This window comes from Guptibacillus spartinae (genome assembly GCF_028610625.1).
Lineage (GTDB): Bacteria > Bacillota > Bacilli > Bacillales > Guptibacillaceae > Guptibacillus > Guptibacillus spartinae.
This window is the reverse complement of record NZ_JAQQWU010000002.1, coordinates 419566-435830: the sequence shown is the minus strand read 5'-3', so window position 1 is coordinate 435830 and position 16265 is coordinate 419566. Positions and strand designations below refer to the sequence as shown.

19 protein-coding genes and 2 other annotated features are annotated in these 16265 nt (G+C 40.4%); of the genes, 16 read left to right on the top strand and 3 right to left on the bottom strand.

The genetic code is table 11. The features are described from left to right. The first annotated feature begins 9 nt into the window (after window positions 1–9). The 15 genes from mutM to PQ511_RS06090 all read left to right on the top strand — a co-directional run bounded on the left by mutM (window position 10) and on the right by PQ511_RS06090 (window position 12624). A complete protein-coding gene (gene mutM, locus PQ511_RS06160) occupies window positions 10–840 on the top strand; it encodes a DNA-formamidopyrimidine glycosylase (RefSeq protein WP_273851019.1) in 831 nt (276 codons plus the stop codon). 65 nt (window positions 841–905) lie between these two features. Further along, window positions 906–1538 (top strand): sporulation membrane protein YtaF, encoded by a 633-nt coding sequence (gene ytaF / locus PQ511_RS06155; RefSeq protein ID WP_273851018.1) that lies wholly within the window; start codon window positions 906–908, stop codon window positions 1536–1538. Between the two features lie 15 nt (window positions 1539–1553). Then, window positions 1554–2147: a dephospho-CoA kinase gene (gene coaE, locus PQ511_RS06150; RefSeq protein ID WP_273851017.1), complete on the top strand. Its 594-nt coding sequence runs from the start codon at window positions 1554–1556 to the stop codon at window positions 2145–2147. A 171-nt stretch (window positions 2148–2318) separates the two neighbouring features. Then, the gene (locus PQ511_RS06145; RefSeq protein ID WP_273851016.1) at window positions 2319–3347 is read left to right on the top strand and encodes a glyceraldehyde-3-phosphate dehydrogenase; all 1029 of its coding nucleotides are present in this window, start codon (window positions 2319–2321) and stop codon (window positions 3345–3347) included. A 336-nt stretch (window positions 3348–3683) separates the two neighbouring features. Then, complete coding sequence (gene speD, locus PQ511_RS06140) at window positions 3684–4073, top strand: adenosylmethionine decarboxylase (RefSeq protein ID WP_098444494.1); 390 nt, start codon at window positions 3684–3686, stop codon at window positions 4071–4073. Window positions 4074–4223: 150 nt separating this feature from the next. Next, a complete protein-coding gene (locus tag PQ511_RS06135; RefSeq protein WP_273851015.1) occupies window positions 4224–4613 on the top strand; it encodes a cytosolic protein in 390 nt (129 codons plus the stop codon). Window positions 4614–4687: 74 nt separating this feature from the next. After that, window positions 4688–5146: a transcriptional regulator NrdR gene (nrdR, locus tag PQ511_RS06130; RefSeq protein WP_098444492.1), complete on the top strand. Its 459-nt coding sequence runs from the start codon at window positions 4688–4690 to the stop codon at window positions 5144–5146. A 136-nt stretch (window positions 5147–5282) separates the two neighbouring features. Continuing rightward, window positions 5283–6626 (top strand): replication initiation and membrane attachment family protein, encoded by a 1344-nt coding sequence (locus PQ511_RS06125; protein WP_273851142.1) that lies wholly within the window; start codon window positions 5283–5285, stop codon window positions 6624–6626. A 15-nt stretch (window positions 6627–6641) separates the two neighbouring features. Then, the gene (gene dnaI, locus PQ511_RS06120; RefSeq protein WP_273851014.1) at window positions 6642–7574 is read left to right on the top strand and encodes a primosomal protein DnaI; all 933 of its coding nucleotides are present in this window, start codon (window positions 6642–6644) and stop codon (window positions 7572–7574) included. Window positions 7575–7670: 96 nt separating this feature from the next. Then, window positions 7671–8495, top strand: coding sequence for a putative sporulation protein YtxC (locus PQ511_RS06115; protein WP_273851013.1), 825 nt, complete (start codon window positions 7671–7673; stop codon window positions 8493–8495). Between the two features lie 68 nt (window positions 8496–8563). After that, window positions 8564–8777, top strand: a binding site (T-box leader). Window positions 8778–8820: 43 nt separating this feature from the next. Further along, window positions 8821–10758 (top strand): threonine--tRNA ligase, encoded by a 1938-nt coding sequence (gene thrS / locus PQ511_RS06110; protein ID WP_273851012.1) that lies wholly within the window; start codon window positions 8821–8823, stop codon window positions 10756–10758. 177 nt (window positions 10759–10935) lie between these two features. Beyond that, window positions 10936–11056 (top strand) — a sequence feature (ribosomal protein L20 leader region). An 89-nt stretch (window positions 11057–11145) separates the two neighbouring features. Further along, window positions 11146–11649, top strand: coding sequence for a translation initiation factor IF-3 (gene infC / locus PQ511_RS06105; protein WP_226656397.1), 504 nt, complete (start codon window positions 11146–11148; stop codon window positions 11647–11649). 22 nt (window positions 11650–11671) lie between these two features. Next, on the top strand, window positions 11672–11872 hold the full coding sequence (gene rpmI, locus PQ511_RS06100) for a 50S ribosomal protein L35 (RefSeq protein ID WP_048312400.1): 201 nt from the start codon (window positions 11672–11674) through the stop codon (window positions 11870–11872). 45 nt (window positions 11873–11917) lie between these two features. Next, window positions 11918–12274, top strand: coding sequence for a 50S ribosomal protein L20 (rplT, locus tag PQ511_RS06095; protein WP_224593227.1), 357 nt, complete (start codon window positions 11918–11920; stop codon window positions 12272–12274). Window positions 12275–12348: 74 nt separating this feature from the next. Further along, window positions 12349–12624, top strand: a complete 276-nt coding sequence (locus PQ511_RS06090) for a DUF1294 domain-containing protein (RefSeq protein ID WP_273851011.1) — start codon at window positions 12349–12351, stop codon at window positions 12622–12624. A gap of 31 nt (window positions 12625–12655) precedes the next feature. Here the strand turns inward: PQ511_RS06090 and PQ511_RS06085 are convergent, their stop codons facing one another. Both PQ511_RS06085 and PQ511_RS06080 read right to left on the bottom strand, forming a co-directional pair. Beyond that, window positions 12656–13696, bottom strand: a complete 1041-nt coding sequence (locus PQ511_RS06085) for a cytochrome d ubiquinol oxidase subunit II (protein WP_420541659.1) — start codon at window positions 13694–13696, stop codon at window positions 12656–12658. A gap of 45 nt (window positions 13697–13741) precedes the next feature. After that, entirely contained in the window at window positions 13742–15061 is a 1320-nt protein-coding gene (locus PQ511_RS06080; RefSeq protein WP_273851009.1) for a cytochrome ubiquinol oxidase subunit I, read from the bottom strand. 142 nt (window positions 15062–15203) lie between these two features. On the opposite strand from PQ511_RS06080, the gene PQ511_RS06075 reads away from it, so the two are divergent. Next, window positions 15204–15776, top strand: a complete 573-nt coding sequence (locus tag PQ511_RS06075) for a TVP38/TMEM64 family protein (RefSeq protein ID WP_273851008.1) — start codon at window positions 15204–15206, stop codon at window positions 15774–15776. A gap of 59 nt (window positions 15777–15835) precedes the next feature. Here PQ511_RS06075 and PQ511_RS06070 read toward each other — a convergent pair whose 3' ends face one another. Then, window positions 15836–16231, bottom strand: coding sequence for a sigma-w pathway protein ysdB (locus PQ511_RS06070; protein WP_273851007.1), 396 nt, complete (start codon window positions 16229–16231; stop codon window positions 15836–15838). Window positions 16232–16265 lie beyond the last annotated feature (34 nt).

Genomic DNA, 16265 nt, shown 5'->3' with positions numbered 1-16265 from the left:
GAGGGAAATATGCCCGAATTACCAGAAGTAGAAACGGTTAAACGCACGCTAGAAGATCTGATTGTTGGGAAGAAGGTCACAAATGTGGTTGTAAAGTGGCCTAAAATCATTAAAAAACCAGATGATGTTGAAGCCTTTAAAATGAAAGTGATTGGTCAGACTTTTACAGGTGTTGAAAGAAGAGGAAAGTTTTTAAAACTAATTCTGGAAGATGACGTAATCATTTCTCACCTTCGTATGGAAGGAAAATATAAGTTATCTGCTAGCGATGAAGAATTTGATCATCATACGCATGTGTTTTTTACGTTCGAAGATGGAACAGAGCTTCGTTACCACGACGTGCGTAAGTTTGGTACGATGCATCTTTTTCCTATTGGATTAGAGGAAAACGAGTTACCACTCGCGCAGCTGGGACATGAACCTTTTTCAAAACAGTTTACCTCTGAAGTATTACAAAAAGGGTTCCAAAAAACATCAAGAAAAGTAAAAACAGTGTTGTTAGATCAAACTCTTGTTGTAGGTCTAGGAAATATTTACGTAGATGAAGCGTTGTTTAAAGCTGGCATTCATCCAGAGCGTATTGCTTCTACACTTACAATGAAGGAAATTGATAAGCTTAGAGATGAGATCATTCGTACGTTATCAGATGCGGTAAACAAGGGCGGAAGTACGATACGCTCTTATGTAAATAGCCAGGGGAAAGTGGGGACGTATCAAGAGAGCCTCTTCGTATACGGACGTGCTGGTGAAGGCTGTAAAGAATGTCAACGTGAGCTAGAGAAAATCGTTGTAGGGGGAAGAGGGACGACTTTTTGCCCAACCTGTCAAGTAAATGAGTGATTCGTAGCGTTGGATGGGCTCCTTTCATATACTATTTAAGATTTTAGTATGGAAGGAGCTCGCCTATGTACTGGGTTTCTCTTTTTTTCTTAGCGTTTGCAGTAAGTGTAGATGGTTTTGGAGTTGGCTTAACGTATGGACTACGAAAGATGAAAATTCCGTTTAAGTCAATTCTTATCATTTCGATTTGTTCGGCGATCTCCATGTTAATCGCAATGGGATTTGGCTCACTATTACAGTTATGGATTTCAGATATAGTAGCTCAGCGAATTGGTGGCGGTATTCTTATCGTGCTCGGTGTATGGGTGTTATATCAAATGATCCGTAACAATAAAGACGTTGAAAAAACAGTTTCCGAGCGAATTCTGCTTCATTATGAAATCCGTTCGCTTGGAGTGGTTATCAGTATTTTAAGAAAACCAACCACGGCTGATTTTGATGATTCTGGTACAATTACAGGCATTGAAGCAATCATGCTTGGAGCTGCGTTATCCCTTGATGCGTTTGGGGCTGGGATAGGTGCTTCAATGGTTGGATTCCCTCCAATAGAAACATCTCTGTTGATTGCCTGTATGAGTTCATTGTTTTTACTCTCGGGATTAAAGTTTGGAAACCTTACTTCGAACATCAAATGGATGGATAAATTATCATTTTTACCAGGATGCCTACTCATTATCTTAGGGTTTATGAGGATGTAGGGAAGGAGGAAAAGAATGGATATTGGACTTACCGGTGGGATTGCTAGCGGAAAAAGTACTGTAGCTGAAATGATTAAACGTTATGATTTACCAATTGTTGATGCAGATGTGATGGCACGAAAGGTTGTTGAACCTGGTGAGCCGGCACTTGAAAAAATCTTTCAATTGTTTGGAGAAGACATGAAAGCGGAAGATGGTGGTCTTGATCGAAAGAAGTTAGGTTCCGTCATCTTTAAGGATAAAGAGAAGCGCAATGTTTTAAATCGAGTACTCCATCCTGCTATTCGAAAAGGAATGCTGGATCAAGCAGCAGCTTTTAAAGAGCAGGGAAGCGCGCATGTTATATTCGATATTCCGCTGTTGTTTGAAAGTGAGCTAACTCATATGGTCGATCAAACCCTTCTCGTATATGTCGATGCCAAAACCCAGCTATCGAGATTAGTTGAAAGGGACCAAAGTACCGAAGAAGAGGCTTTGGAACGTATTCAATCGCAAATGCCTATTGAAGAAAAGAAAGAACTGGCTGATGAAGTGATTGATAACACTGGTGGACGTGAAGAGACGGAAGAACAGCTTAACAACATTCTAAAAAAATGGGGAGTAATATGAGGGGAAACACGTCTGAAACGGCGTGTTTTTTGTGTTTTATAGTCAAGTGCTTAGATAAAGGGGATCTGCAAAAATAGTGTAAATTAATCTTTTCATTTGCATATTATATGTTATACTAATTTTGTGATAGGGGAAATAAGTATAACACATATGTGGCGGGAGGAACGCTGAATGAAATCAAGAGTAGCGATTAATGGCTTTGGAAGAATTGGGCGAATGGTATTTAGAAAGGCAATGATGGAAGATAGTTTGGAAGTTGTAGCAATTAACGCTAGCTATCCACCAGAAACGCTCAGCCATTTAATTAAATATGATAGCATTCACGGTACATTTGATGGAGAGGTTACACCAGTTGAAAATGGAATAAAGATTAACAATAAAAAAGTAGTTGTTTTAAATAATCGTGATCCCAAAAGTCTTCCTTGGAAAGAGATGGGGATTGACATTGTCATTGAAGCTACCGGAAAGTTTCGTACGAAAGAAGAAGCCGGTTACCATATTGAAGCAGGAGCAACGAAAGTGATCATTACCGCACCTGGTAAGAATGAAGATTTGACAATCGTAATGGGCATAAATGAAAGCGAATACAATGACAAGAAACATCACGTTTTATCCAATGCTTCTTGTACAACCAATTGTCTTGCCCCAGTGGTTCAGGTGCTTGATAAATCGTTTGGAATTGTTTCGGGTATGATGACAACGGTGCACGCTTACACAAATGATCAAAAAAACATCGATAATCCACACAAAGATTTAAGAAGAGCTCGCGCCTGTGGCCAGTCTATTATTCCAACTTCCACTGGTGCAGCTAAAGCGATTTCGAAAGTTTTGCCTCATTTAGAAGGGAAATTAAATGGAATGTCGCTTCGTGTACCGACACCGAATGTTTCCTTAGTAGACCTTGTGGTGGATCTCAAGAAAGAAGTAACCATTGATCAGGTGAATGATGCTTTAAAGGCTGCTTCGGAAGGACCGCTAAGAGGTATTCTTGGTTACTCTGATGAACCATTAGTTTCAATTGACTACAACGGCAATGCGCATTCTTCTATCGTTGATGGGCTATCAACAATGGTCGTTGAAAGCAAAAAAGTTAAGGTGCTTGCCTGGTATGACAATGAATGGGGCTATTCTTGTCGAGTAGTCGATATGGCAAAGTACGTAGGAGAACGAATTCCCGAGAGGTTGAAAGTGAGCGTATAGGGTGAAATAAAAAGAAGTAGGAGCGATCCTGCTTCTTTTTATTTGGAAGAAAAACGACTGGTGAAGGATATTTCTCTTATAAATGGGATATATTCTTACTAGTACTGATTCGCTAACTCTGTGAAAGTGAGTGATGAGAAGGAAGGTTTGCATTTAATTTATTCTTGCAAATCTATTTTAAAAGCCTTATACTATTTTTCGTGAACTTCTTTTATAGCAATTTGGCATTGAAAACTACTTAAAGGGTTAGGACCTCATCGGACTAACTTTCCCCCGTGGTGGATTTTCAATACCGCATGCTTTAGGCATGAGTAAATTTAAAGGGGGAATTTTGCTATGGATACAATGGGACGTCACGTCATTGCTGAATTATGGGGCTGTGACACTGAAAAATTAAACAACATGAAATTTATTGAAGAAACGTTTGTTGAAGCTGCTCTCAAGTCAGGTGCAGAGGTTCGTGAAGTAGCATTTCATAAATTCGCACCACAGGGTGTAAGTGGCGTGGTTATCATTTCTGAATCACATTTAACGATCCACAGTTTCCCTGAGCATGGTTATGCCAGTATCGATGTGTATACATGTGGTGATCTTGATCCAAACGTAGCTGCAAATTACATTGCAGATGCACTTGGAGCGGATACTCGTGAAAACATTGAACTTCCGCGAGGTATGGGACCAGTAAAACCAAAAGTAAGAGAAGAACAATCAGCGTTTACTTCATAATTATACAGCGAATGAAAGGGTGCCTCGGGTGCCCTTTTTTTAATTGTCCTAGGGGGGCTTTCAGGTCAGAATGAAAGGGGATTCTGCTCGATCTCGTTGATTTATCAGTCATTTATTGCTATCCTTAAAAAAAATAGAGGAGGACTAGGGGTGGGATTAAAAGAATTTTTCAGCAACCGTTCTGAAACAGGGGAAAGACATCAAATTGATGCTCTGAAAACGCACTATTTTAAAGCGACAAAAGAACAGGCTTTCACAGAAGCAAAAGCCATTCTTCAAAAGCACTACAAAGGTGAAATCGTGACCAATTCACCCGAACGTGGAGAGTTTGTCTTTCAAGTGAAGGGTCCAAAAAAAGCGTTAATCGTTGGTACTGTCGTAACCGTGCGTGCATATAAAACAGCAGTTGATTTTTCCGTTTCAACAGAAACGCCCTTACCGGTAGATTTCGGTTTTAGCAAAAAGGTGATTGAAACCATTTATACAGATTTGAAGAAGAAATTAACGTTGATTGGAACAGGCATTTCAGAGCAATTTTAGTGAGAGGTGTGCCATCGCACATTTTATGCTAAAATAAGAGATAGAAATCTTGTTCGTTTAGTGGAGATGATCTAATGCGCTGTCCCAACTGCAATCATAATGGTACAAGAGTGCTTGACTCCAGACCGGTTCACGAAGGCCGGTCGATCCGCAGGCGCCGTGAATGTGAATCGTGTACTTATCGGTTTACAACGTTTGAAACAGTTGAAGAAATACCGCTTATTGTAGTAAAAAAAGATGGAGCTAGGGAAGAGTTTAGCCGGGAAAAGATTCTTCGAGGTTTAATAAAAGCCTGTGAAAAAAGACCGGTGCCTCTCGAAAAACTTGAAACCATTGTGAACGAAATAGAACGCGATCTTCGCAATCAGGGCGCTTCTGAGATCAGTAGTGATACTGTAGGGGAGCTTGTGATGGATCAGCTTGCAAAAGTTGATGAAGTCGCTTATGTTCGATTTGCTTCCGTTTATCGTCAGTTTAAAGACATCAATGTGTTTATTCGTGAGCTTAAAGAACTAATTAACAGAGCAGAGTAACGAGAAGGAGCTTAGTGTAAGCTCTTTTTTTGTACGTCAATAACCTAAAATCGTACGGGGCAAAACCTTGCTTGATGTTCAGTTTTAAGCTATAAGTAAGTTAGAAAATCTAAGAGGGAATGTAAAGGTGAAGCATATGCATTGGAAAGAACTCCTTCCTGTTGATACGCTTCAAATTGAAGCGTGTGGATTATTGCATGATTATGATAGGAATGTTTTAACCCTGTTATATCAGCCATTGATTGGTGCTGGTGCTTATAGTCTCTATATGACAATGTGGAGCGCCCATGAACAACAGGACAGTCTTGTTACGAAAATGACTCATCACCATTTATTGCTGATGATGAGATGGGATACAAAAAAATTGCTTGAAGAGCGTCGTAAGTTAGAAGGCATCGGTTTGTTGAAAACTTTCCTTAAAGACGGAGATGACCCGAGGCACTTTACTTATGAGCTTCAACCCCCGCTAACACCTGATCGCTTTTTTAATGACGGTGTTTTAAATATTTACTTGTTTAATCGACTAGGGCGTAACCGTTACCATGATCTGAAAAATTACTTTTCAGTTGAAAAGCCGGATCTCTCTGAATATAAGGATATGACGGCTTCATTTAATGAAGTATACGATTCACTTCACCCTTCCGAAATGACGGCTGATTATGAGGAAGACGACGTGCAGGAGATCGCAAGTCGAAATGATAATAAGGGTCTTGTTTTTACGTCCTCAGAATTTGACTTTGATGTGATGAAACAGCACATTTCTGATATGATTGTGACAGATAAGATGTTTACTGACTCGGTTAAGAAAACAATAGAGCGACTTGCTTTTGTTTATAAGATTGAGCCCTACGAAATGGGACGAATTGTTGAGCAGGCCGCCATCCATCATGACGAGCTATCGGATGATCTTTTGCGCAAGGAGGTAAGCAGCTGGTTTGCTCTTGAAAATCGAGGGAAAGTACCAGCGCTCCAATATAGGCGCCAGCCTGCTGAGCTTCAAGAATTTCATACGAAAGAACCTGTAACAGAAGAAGATAAGGCAGCACAGCGTTATGAACAAATGACCCCATATGATATTCTTCAACGTGCAGCAGAAGGTGGAAAGCCTTCTGAAGCAGATATGAAATTAGTGGAGCGAATTATGGATGAACAGAAGCTGACACCTGGCGTAATGAACGTTCTTCTTGATTTTATTATTGAAACCCAGGATAAGAAGCTGTCCAAAAACTATGTAGAAAAATTTGCGAGTCACTGGGCAAGAGCGAGGGTAAAGACTGTAAGAGAAGCCATGAACCTTGCCATTAAAGAACTTCAGCAGCCTAAGAAAAAAGCACCAACTCGCGGAAAAGGAAATTCTTCCACTCGAAAAGATAAAGTTCCTGAATGGATATCGGAGCAAAAAGAACCTGATATGTCTCATGAAGAGCGCTCAGAAAAACAAGATCAGTTGAAAAAGATGCTAAGCAAATACAAAAAATAAAGCGGGGTGAAATGTATGGAATCCATCCAGGAATCGTTTAATAAAATGCCGGGTAATAAAAAGTTTCAGGAGCAATATCAAGAAATGAAAAAAGCGATCATGGCAGATGAAGACATTCAAGCATTTATTCAGGAACAAGATGACGTTGATGAGAAAATGATTGATCGAAGTCTCGCTAGGTTGTATGAATTTACGACACAGGCGAAGCGCTGTGAAGGCTGTCCGGGCCTATCAAACTGCATCAATATGATGGAGGGATATGAGCCCGAGCTGTTTATCAATCGTTCCGTCATTGATATCCGCTATAATCGATGCCCAACAAGGGTTGAAGAAGATAAGAATAAAAAGCGCAATGAAATGATTCAGAGCTATTATATTCCAAAAGAAATTCTTGAAGCGACATTTGCAGATCTAGATGACGAAGATCCTGTTCGACTTGAAGCAATTGGCACGGCAATTCAATACGTTGAAGAATTTGTCCCTGGGGAAACGAAGAAAGGGCTCTATATTCACGGCGGGTTTGGTGTTGGCAAAACCTTTATTTTAGGGGCTATTGCGAATCAGTTAGCGAAGGAAAAAGGGGTTCGTTCACAGTTTATTTATACCCCTGATTTCTTCCGACAAATGAAAAGTGCGATACAAGATCAAACGATTGACGAAAAGTTAGATTACTTAAAAGAGACACCTTTATTAATCCTTGATGATATTGGGGCTGAAAATATCTCGAGTTGGGTAAGGGACGATATACTTGGTGCTCTCCTCCAATATCGAATGACAGAGGGATTGCCGACGCTTTATTCTTCTAATTTAGACTATACCTTGTTAGAAGATCACCTCGCTTATTCTCATAAAAGTGGAATAGAAGAAACAAAAGCGAAGCGGATCATGGAAAGAATTAAGCACTTTACTACTCCGGTCTTTTTACAGGGGAAAAACAGAAGAATCTAAAGTCTTCCTTAGGGAAGGCTTTTTTATTGTTCTATACATCATTTCCAACCTCGAGCCATATAGATTTTAGTAAGAAGGTGGACAGGGGGGAAAACATTGGTTTCAATAACGTTTAATCAAGAAGACGATTTTCAATTTGTTTATGCCGATTTGATAAAGGATATGAACGATAAACAAAAAATCTCCGTTAATGAAGAGGAATTAACTCTCTCTGTACAAGTGGAACCATATAACACAAAGTTGTGTTATCACATTTCCCAATGCATCGTCCGCTGTGTTAGCACAATCTATGAGAAGCAGTGGATGAAACAAATACTAATGAAAAAGTACTTTTATCAAGATAAAGATGAAATTGGTGAAATTACAGCAATTGCTAAAAGTATTGCAGAAGGAAACAAAGAAGAACTTCCTGGGGCTGTTCGCTACACAAATCGGATGGATTTATTGCTTCGTTCAACGATGTCTTGTATCGAACAGGGAGGAACAATTATGTTTGACTCTTACTTAAGGTTTCGAACCGGTCCTTACCGAGCTCTCTTAACTGAATTGATTGGTGAAGCGATTGATGAGTATAAGCTTGAGCAAGAATATCAGAACTTTGTAGAAGCGTTAAGGCAACTTCTTAAGGTAAGAGAAACGATTACAGAAAAAGTTGTGGTTGTGTTTGATCGTAGCTATAGCTTATATGATCTTAATGGGAAAAAGCTTAATGGCCTATATGAATCGCTTGATGCTATTCCAAATGGGCTTTCTTTGGAGGATATTGATCCTGAAATATTATTGCCACTTCTGATTCTAGCACCAAGTGAAATTTATTTATATACTGAGGACCCTGAGGAAGGGCTAGCTCAAACCATACGAAATGTTTTTGAAGAACGATTATGTTTTTTTCCGCTGCCGTTGTTTAAAAAACTTTTTTGAGGCAATCATGAAAATAAGCTTGATTTTCACAAGTACACTACTTATAATACCTACATACACGCATATACGTTATTGTTACGATAAGGACATGAGATGTTCTGTCTGCTTTAAGAGAGGGAAGGATTGGTGCGAACTTCCTAGCGAGACAAACATTCTTACCACCTTTGAACTCTGCCCTGGAAATAGGGTGGCGTTTCTGCTACGTTACAGCAATCTGAGCCGTATAGGATTTCTCTATACGGGAAGCAGGGTGGAACCACGAGATAAACGCTCGTCCCTTTTTGGGATGAGCGTTTTTTTATATGCAAAAAAGGAGTGAAGAAGCATGGCTGAAATGGTAAAAATTACGTTTCCTGACGGTTCTGTGAAGGAATTTGATAAAGGAACAACAACAGAAGAAATTGCAAGTTCAATCAGTCCGGGTTTAAAGAAAAAAGCCCTTGCTGGAAAGGTGAATGGGGTACTTTTCGACTTGCGTCGTGAAATAGAAGAAGATGCATCGATTGAAATCGTAACACCTGATAGTGAAGACGGACTTGAAGTGATGCGTCATAGTACAGCTCATTTAATGGCACAGGCGATTAAACGTCTTTATAGCGATGTGAAGCTTGGCGTTGGCCCAGTGATTGATAGTGGGTTCTACTACGATATTGATTGCCCTGTCTCAATTACTCCTGAAGATCTTCCGAAGATCGAGAAAGAAATGAAGAAAATCATTAATGAGAATCTCGAAGTGAAGCGTATCGTTGTAAGTCGCGCTGAAGCTGAGAAAATGTTTAAGGAAATTGGTGATGATCTCAAGTTAGAATTGCTTGAAGCAATACCTGACGATGAGCAAGTGACCATTTATGAGCAAGGAGAATTCTTTGATCTATGTCGTGGACCGCACGTTCCTTCAACTAGTAAGATCAAAGCATTTAAACTACTATCGATCGCGGGAGCTTACTGGCGTGGAGATAGTGAAAACCAAATGTTGCAGCGTATTTACGGGACAGCTTTCCCGAAACAATCACAGGTTGAAGAATACCTTCACCTTCTTGAAGAAGCGAAAGAGCGCGATCACCGTAAACTAGGGAAAGAGCTGAAGCTATTTACCATCTCTCAGGAAGTAGGTCAGGGGCTTCCGATTTGGTTACCAAGAGGAGCAACCATTCGCCGTACAATTGAGCGATATATCGTTGACCTTGAGGAACGTCTAGGTTACAACCATGTCTATACACCACACCTTGCAAATGTAGAACTATATAAAACAAGCGGTCATTGGGATCACTATCAGGATGATATGTATCCTCCAATGAAAATGGATGAAACAGAAGAATTGGTTCTTCGTCCGATGAACTGTCCACACCATATGATGATTTACAAGAATGATCTAAAAAGTTATCGCAGTCTTCCATACCGCGTGGCTGAGCTAGGAACAATGCATCGTTACGAAATGTCTGGTGCATTAGCAGGACTTCAGCGTGTACGATCAATGACGCTAAATGACGCTCATATTTTCTGTCGTCCCGATCAAATTAAACAAGAGTTTATTGAAGTTGTTGAGCTGATTCAGGAAGTATATAAAGACTTTAATATTAGTGACTATTCATTCCGTCTCTCTTATCGCGACCCTGCAGATAAGAAAAAGTATATCGACAACGACGAGATGTGGGAAAAGGCGCAAAGCATGTTGAAAGAAGCAATGGATGATCTTAAAGTTGACTATGTTGAAGCTGAAGGCGAAGCGGCATTTTACGGTCCGAAATTGGATGTTCAAGTGAAAACGGCTTTAGGTAAAGAGGAGACTCTTTCAACTGTTCAACTTGATTTCCTACTTCCAGAGCGTTTTGACCTTTCATACATTGGTGAAGATGGCAATCACCATCGTCCAGTTGTCATCCACCGCGGCGTTGTATCGACAATGGAACGATTTGTTGCTTTCTTAATTGAAGAGTATAAAGGCGCATTCCCAACATGGCTTGCTCCGATTCAGGCAGAAATTATTCCTGTATCTGAAGTGCACCTGGAATATGCGAAGAACGTTCAGAAAAAACTTCAACGCGCAGGTATTCGAGTTGAGGTAGATGAACGCAATGAAAAGATTGGGTACAAAATTCGTGAAGCACAAATGCAGAAGATTCCTTATATGCTCGTAGTAGGGGATAAAGAGGTTGAGGGTGAAGCAGTTAATGTTCGTCGTTACAGCCAGCAGGATTCAGAGACTGTTTCTCTAAACGAATTTACTGCTCGAATTGAAGAAGAAATCAAAGACAAGAAGTAATGAAAAGCCGGCGTAGATGCCGGCTTTTTCATATAAGATGAAACAAATTCACAAAAAACACTTGTCACATAGGAAAAGATTCGTTATGATAATCAAGTGCACTTCGAACGAATCTTATCACCTTGACATAAATTTGGTCAGCATGGTATACTGTCTTAGGTAATTAAATATCGGAAACAAAGCAAGCAGAAGCGCCCGCTTCTCACCTGATTGACGCCGTAATTGGTAGTTTGCAGGTACACTGTTCTTAAATTGTGTAATGTGTGGGTGTCGTATGCGCCGACGCTTTTTTTATGCTTTGAACCGGATATAAACCATTTAATGACATCATGTTAGATGATTATCATCGAACAATAACCATGGAGGTGGCTGATTATTAGTAGAGATATGAACGTCAATGAGGGCATTCGTGCTCGGGAAGTACGTCTTGTTGGTGCAGACGGAAACCAAATTGGTGTGAAATCCAAAAATGAGGCATTAGATATGGCTCGTAATGCAAATCTTGATCTTGTGATGGTTGCTCCAAACGCGAAACCTCCAGTTTGTCGCATTATGGACTACGGAAAGTTCCGCTATGAGCAGCAGAAGAAAGAGAAAGAAGCGCGTAAGAAACAAAAGATTATTACCGTTAAAGAAGTTCGCTTGAGCCCGAATATTGAAGAACATGACTTCAATACGAAGCTACGTAACGCACGTAAGTTTCTTGAAAAAGGCGATAAAGTGAAAGCATCGATTCGCTTCCGCGGTCGTATGATTACACACTCTGAAATCGGTAAAAAGGTGCTTGAGCACCTAGCAGAAGATTGCAAAGATATCGCAACTGTTGAGTCCAAACCAAAAATGGAAGGACGCAGCATGTTCCTAATCTTGGCACCTATCGCAGAAAAGTAATTCTTGAAGGAGGAACTCACTCATGCCAAAAATGAAATCTCACCGTGGAGCTTCAAAACGGTTTAAGAAAACTGGATCAGGTAAACTTAAGCGCAGCCGTGCTTACACTAGCCATATGTTCGGTAACAAGTCTCAAAAGCAGAAGCGTAAGCTTCGTAAAGCTTCTCTTGTTTCCGCAGGTGACTTCAAGCGCATTAAGACTTTAATCTACAACAAAAAGTAATCGGTTTTTATATTATTTAGACACAGAAATTAGGAGGGGTTTAGTATGCCAAGAGTAAAAGGTGGCTACGTAACACGTCGTAGACGTAAAAGAACGTTAAAACTCGCAAAAGGATATTACGGATCGAAGTCTTTGCTTTTCAAAGTTGCTAATCAGCAAGTTATGAAATCAAACATGTACGCTTACCGTGACCGTCGTCAGAAAAAACGCGACTTCCGTAAGCTTTGGATCACTCGTATCAATGCGGCAGCTCGTTTGAACGGACTTTCTTACAGCCGTTTGATGTTTGGTCTTAAAACAGCTGGTATCGACATCAACCGTAAAATGCTTGCTGAGCTTGCAATCAACGACGAAAAAGCGTTCGCTGAACTAGCATCAAAAGCAAAAGAAAACTTGAAATAAGTTTTTAGAAACCATTCTCACTCGTTGAGGATGGTTTTTTTGTAGGGAAACGTTAAGTAAGGAGGCGGTGCATTGTGAGTGGTCTTGTTTTATTTTTAATTTATTTGATCCTAATCAATGGTTGGAGTTTTATGATAATGGGAGTAGACAAACGGAGAGCTAAGAAGCGGGAACAAAGGATTCCGGAAAAGACGTTATGGCTGTTTACGGTCATTGGTGGTAGTCTTGGGAGTTATTTCGGTATGAAGCATTTTAGACATAAAACAAAACATGCTCAATTTGTTTATGGCATTCCAGCAATACTCGTTTTACATATCGTTCTGGTTGGTTATGTTTATTTTATGTTTTAAAAAAACGCAGCGTGGGCTGCGTTTTTTGCTGTTACGATTCATTTTGCTTCAGGTACCTTTTATCTTTTAGAAAAAGTCGCCAGAAGTAAATAAATCCTGGTGTTAGGATGAAGAAAGCAACAATATATGTGACGATTAAAGCGCGAAAGGTAGCCGGGTCTGTAAATCCAGTTTCAATGGTGACATTTGGATAAACAATATATGGGAGATGGGCTGAACCGTAAGCATAGCTTGCGAGTAGATACTGCGTTACGACGCTAATCATAGCGAGTCTTGGAATACCGACTCCTGTTTTTCTAGGAATAAAGAGCGCGAGGTATCCAATAGCAAAAGTGACAATTGAACCAACAAGCCAGGGAACATAGTTCATTAGTTCGTCGTAAAGCCATGGTGCCTCGTTACGAATGGTGAGAACGAGTAAACCGGCCATCGCGAGTGAGATTGGTCCAACGAGAATAGCATCTCTTCTATATGTTTGATAAGCTTCCTGATCTGAAGACACATTTGCATAATCAGAGAGTAATAGAGATGACAGGAAGAGCGTGCTGGAGATAGCAAAAGCCATGAAGGCATAGACGCTTGGGCTTGTAAATAGCTCACTTAATAACAAGCGTTCTACTCCGTCTGTAGTCTGGATAAACCCCCCATGCGTAATTGGTAACACACAAATCAGAAGTGCTGGAATAAGGAAGCCAGTAATTCCCGAAATTAGTGTTAAGATTCGTTTGTAATTTTCTGATGCTGAATGGGAAAAGACGAGGAAGGCACTGCGTAGTGCAAGTAATAAAATGATTAAGCTACCAGGAATAAGTAGCACTGTCCCTAAAGTGAATGTCGCTCCGGGGAAGAAGCTAAAGAGTGCTACAACAATAGCTACAATAAATACATTCGTTACTTCCCATGATGGAGAAAGATAGCGGTTAGCTATATTCGTTGCTTTCGTATTGTTTCGATTTAAATAAATCATCGACCAAAATCCAGCACCAAAATCGATTGTCGCCATAACCGCATAGATGAAAACAAGACCCCAAATTAATGTGATGGCGTAGAATGCTTCTGACATGTCGTTCACCTCTAATTTTTTTAAAATAACAAAGAGAGACGTACAACCCCTGGTTTAATGAAGCTCTTCACTAATGGGGTTGCGGTTAAAGTAATAGCGAAGAACGAGCACAGTTGAGATCATGAGAATGATATAGACAATCAGGAAGAGTACAAACAAGAGACCAATATTTCCTGAAGTTGTAACCGCCTCTTCCGTTTTCATGACGTGATAAATGATCCAGGGCTGTCTACCCGTACAAGCAAAAATCCATCCAAATTCAATAGCCGTGATGGCGAGAGGTCCGGCAGCGATAAAAGCCCACATTAGCCAGCGTGGAAACTCTTTTCGTTTTAAGATTTTATACCATGTAAATCCTACGATGGATAAAAGCATTAATAGGGAGCCGATACCGACCATTGCATTAAATAACGTATGGACAAACAATGGTGGCCACTCCTCTTCGGGCCATTCTTCAAGGCCTAACACCTCTGTATCAAATGCGTCATCTGATAGAAAACTGAGCGCCCAGGGGACTTCAATGGCCCACTTTACCTCTCGCTCCTCTTTATCGGTATAGCCACCGATGGCGAGTGGTGCGTATGATTGTGTTTCAAATAAACCTTCTGCTGCAGCTAATTTTTCAGGTTGGTATTGGTACAATTGCTGAGCAGATTCATGACCATTCAAAGCAGTGAAAATAGAAAAAATTCCTCCAATAACAAGTCCGAGCATTAAAGCTTTGTGATGAAACTTGTACTCGCGCGTATTTCCTCGTTGACGAATCATTTTATATGCAGCAATGGAAGCAATGACGAAAGCTCCAGTCATAAGGGCGGATACGGTAACGTGTCCGGCTGTCACGAGGAAAGATGGATTAAAAAATGCTTCCCAGGGATCCACGTTAACAAACTTGCCATCAACAATTTCAAAGCCAGCTGGCGTTCCTTCAAATGCATGGACGTTCGTGATTAAAATAGCTGATGCACTCGCCCCAAAGGCAACAAGTGTGACACTTACAATCCTCATAAGTGGTGAAAGCCGGTCGGCTGCATAGACATAAATCGACATAAAGAGTGCTTCAAGGAAAAAGGCATAAATTTCAATTTGAAAAGGTAAGGCGATGACTCTACCGACCACTTCCATAAATCCAGGCCACAACAGAGAAAGCTGTACGCCTGCTATTGTCCCTGTTGGAATCGCTACTCCAAGTAAGACGGCAAAGCCCTTGGTCCATCGGTTTGCCATGAGCGCATAATCTTTATCCTTCGTTTTCTGATACATAAGCTCAGCCACGAGAACCATCAGAGGTAATCCTACGCCGAGCGTTGCGTAAATAATATGTACGCCCATTGTCATACCAAACAATGAACGAGCAATAACGAGTTCATCCATTTCTTTCTCCTCCATTTACCGTTCTCATCAAATCTCCCCTTATTGTCCACGTATTTCCAGAAAATATTCTCGTTTAGGATTTTCGTTTTATGACATAATAGCTCGTCTCTTGTCATATGGGTTAATGGAAGGGGGGAACATCATGAATGAGCTCGTCCTGCCGCTCGTTGAAGTTGTGTCGAATAGCGGAATTTACGCCCCGTTCTATTTCATTATTTTTCATTTTATTCGTCAGTTTGTTTTTGTCCCGGTTAGCGTCGTATGTGTGGCAGGCGGTGTGCTATTTGGAGCGATCTATGGAACCATTTATTCCGTTATTGGCATCACTGTCGTAAGTACTGTATTTTATCTCGTTGTCAAACGGACGCCGACGTTGTTTAAGAAAATTATTCGGATGAAGGAAAGATGGACGCGAAAACATATGCCGATGTCAGTGGGTCAAATTGCAATCTTGAGGTTAGTGCCGTTCGTTCATTTCCATTTTATTTCGCTTTGCTTAATCGAAGTATCAAAAGACTTTCGCGATTATCTGCGCTCTTCTCTCATTTCAAACCTACCCCTTGCCCTGTTTTATTCTTTCTTCGGAACAGCAATCAGTGGTTTTGATCCGGTACTCATTATCTTGATGTTGTCAGCACTTGCCATTCTCTTCTTTTTATTGAGAAGAAAAGAGTGGATTATGAAATGGGAGGATTTCTTTCAACCTGTCAGATAAAAAATGGTTTGAACAAGGACAAAAAACAGCCCTCTCCAACTTGGAGAGGGCTGTTACCGTTATGAGTCTTCGCGGTGCCGTAAGAATTCTTTTACTGGACTTTTCCATTCGATTTTAGCACTTGGATAACGGATATCCATTTCTTTTTCTAGAAAATAGAAATCTTCCTTCTCAAGTAAATAAAGCTCTGATGCATTTTTAACGCCAATGGAAAGTGTGATAATATCAAAGGATTTTTCGGTTGTCCCAAGGTATTTTTCCCCTTCAAAGAGAGCACCTTTGTAAGTGACAAGAAAATTCTTTCGAACATTGGACGAGTCATCGAAGAAATAGTATTCTTTATGATCGTGGGCTTTTTCGAGCTTGCGTTTAGGATCCATAAAAAAGCGAATGACGGAATAAGCGATTAATACCATGGCTGCGAGGATGACAAGACGAAAAAGGATAAGTATCATAATTCAGCACCTCATTTCACTATGCTTCTATTCT

Coding starts and splice junctions, on each gene's coding strand:
- mutM (WP_273851019.1), top strand. CDS start 10: ATGCCCGAATTACCAGAAGTAGAAACGGTTAAACGCACGCTAGAAGAT.
- ytaF (WP_273851018.1), top strand. CDS start 906: ATGTACTGGGTTTCTCTTTTTTTCTTAGCGTTTGCAGTAAGTGTAGAT.
- coaE (WP_273851017.1), top strand. CDS start 1,554: ATGGATATTGGACTTACCGGTGGGATTGCTAGCGGAAAAAGTACTGTA.
- PQ511_RS06145 (WP_273851016.1), top strand. CDS start 2,319: ATGAAATCAAGAGTAGCGATTAATGGCTTTGGAAGAATTGGGCGAATG.
- speD (WP_098444494.1), top strand. CDS start 3,684: ATGGATACAATGGGACGTCACGTCATTGCTGAATTATGGGGCTGTGAC.
- nrdR (WP_098444492.1), top strand. CDS start 4,688: ATGCGCTGTCCCAACTGCAATCATAATGGTACAAGAGTGCTTGACTCC.
- PQ511_RS06125 (WP_273851142.1), top strand. CDS start 5,283: ATGCATTGGAAAGAACTCCTTCCTGTTGATACGCTTCAAATTGAAGCG.
- dnaI (WP_273851014.1), top strand. CDS start 6,642: ATGGAATCCATCCAGGAATCGTTTAATAAAATGCCGGGTAATAAAAAG.
- thrS (WP_273851012.1), top strand. CDS start 8,821: ATGGCTGAAATGGTAAAAATTACGTTTCCTGACGGTTCTGTGAAGGAA.
- infC (WP_226656397.1), top strand. CDS start 11,146: ATGAACGTCAATGAGGGCATTCGTGCTCGGGAAGTACGTCTTGTTGGT.
- rpmI (WP_048312400.1), top strand. CDS start 11,672: ATGCCAAAAATGAAATCTCACCGTGGAGCTTCAAAACGGTTTAAGAAA.
- rplT (WP_224593227.1), top strand. CDS start 11,918: ATGCCAAGAGTAAAAGGTGGCTACGTAACACGTCGTAGACGTAAAAGA.
- PQ511_RS06080 (WP_273851009.1), bottom strand. CDS start 15,061: ATGGATGAACTCGTTATTGCTCGTTCATTGTTTGGTATGACAATGGGC.
- PQ511_RS06075 (WP_273851008.1), top strand. CDS start 15,204: ATGAATGAGCTCGTCCTGCCGCTCGTTGAAGTTGTGTCGAATAGCGGA.
- PQ511_RS06070 (WP_273851007.1), bottom strand. CDS start 16,231: ATGATACTTATCCTTTTTCGTCTTGTCATCCTCGCAGCCATGGTATTA.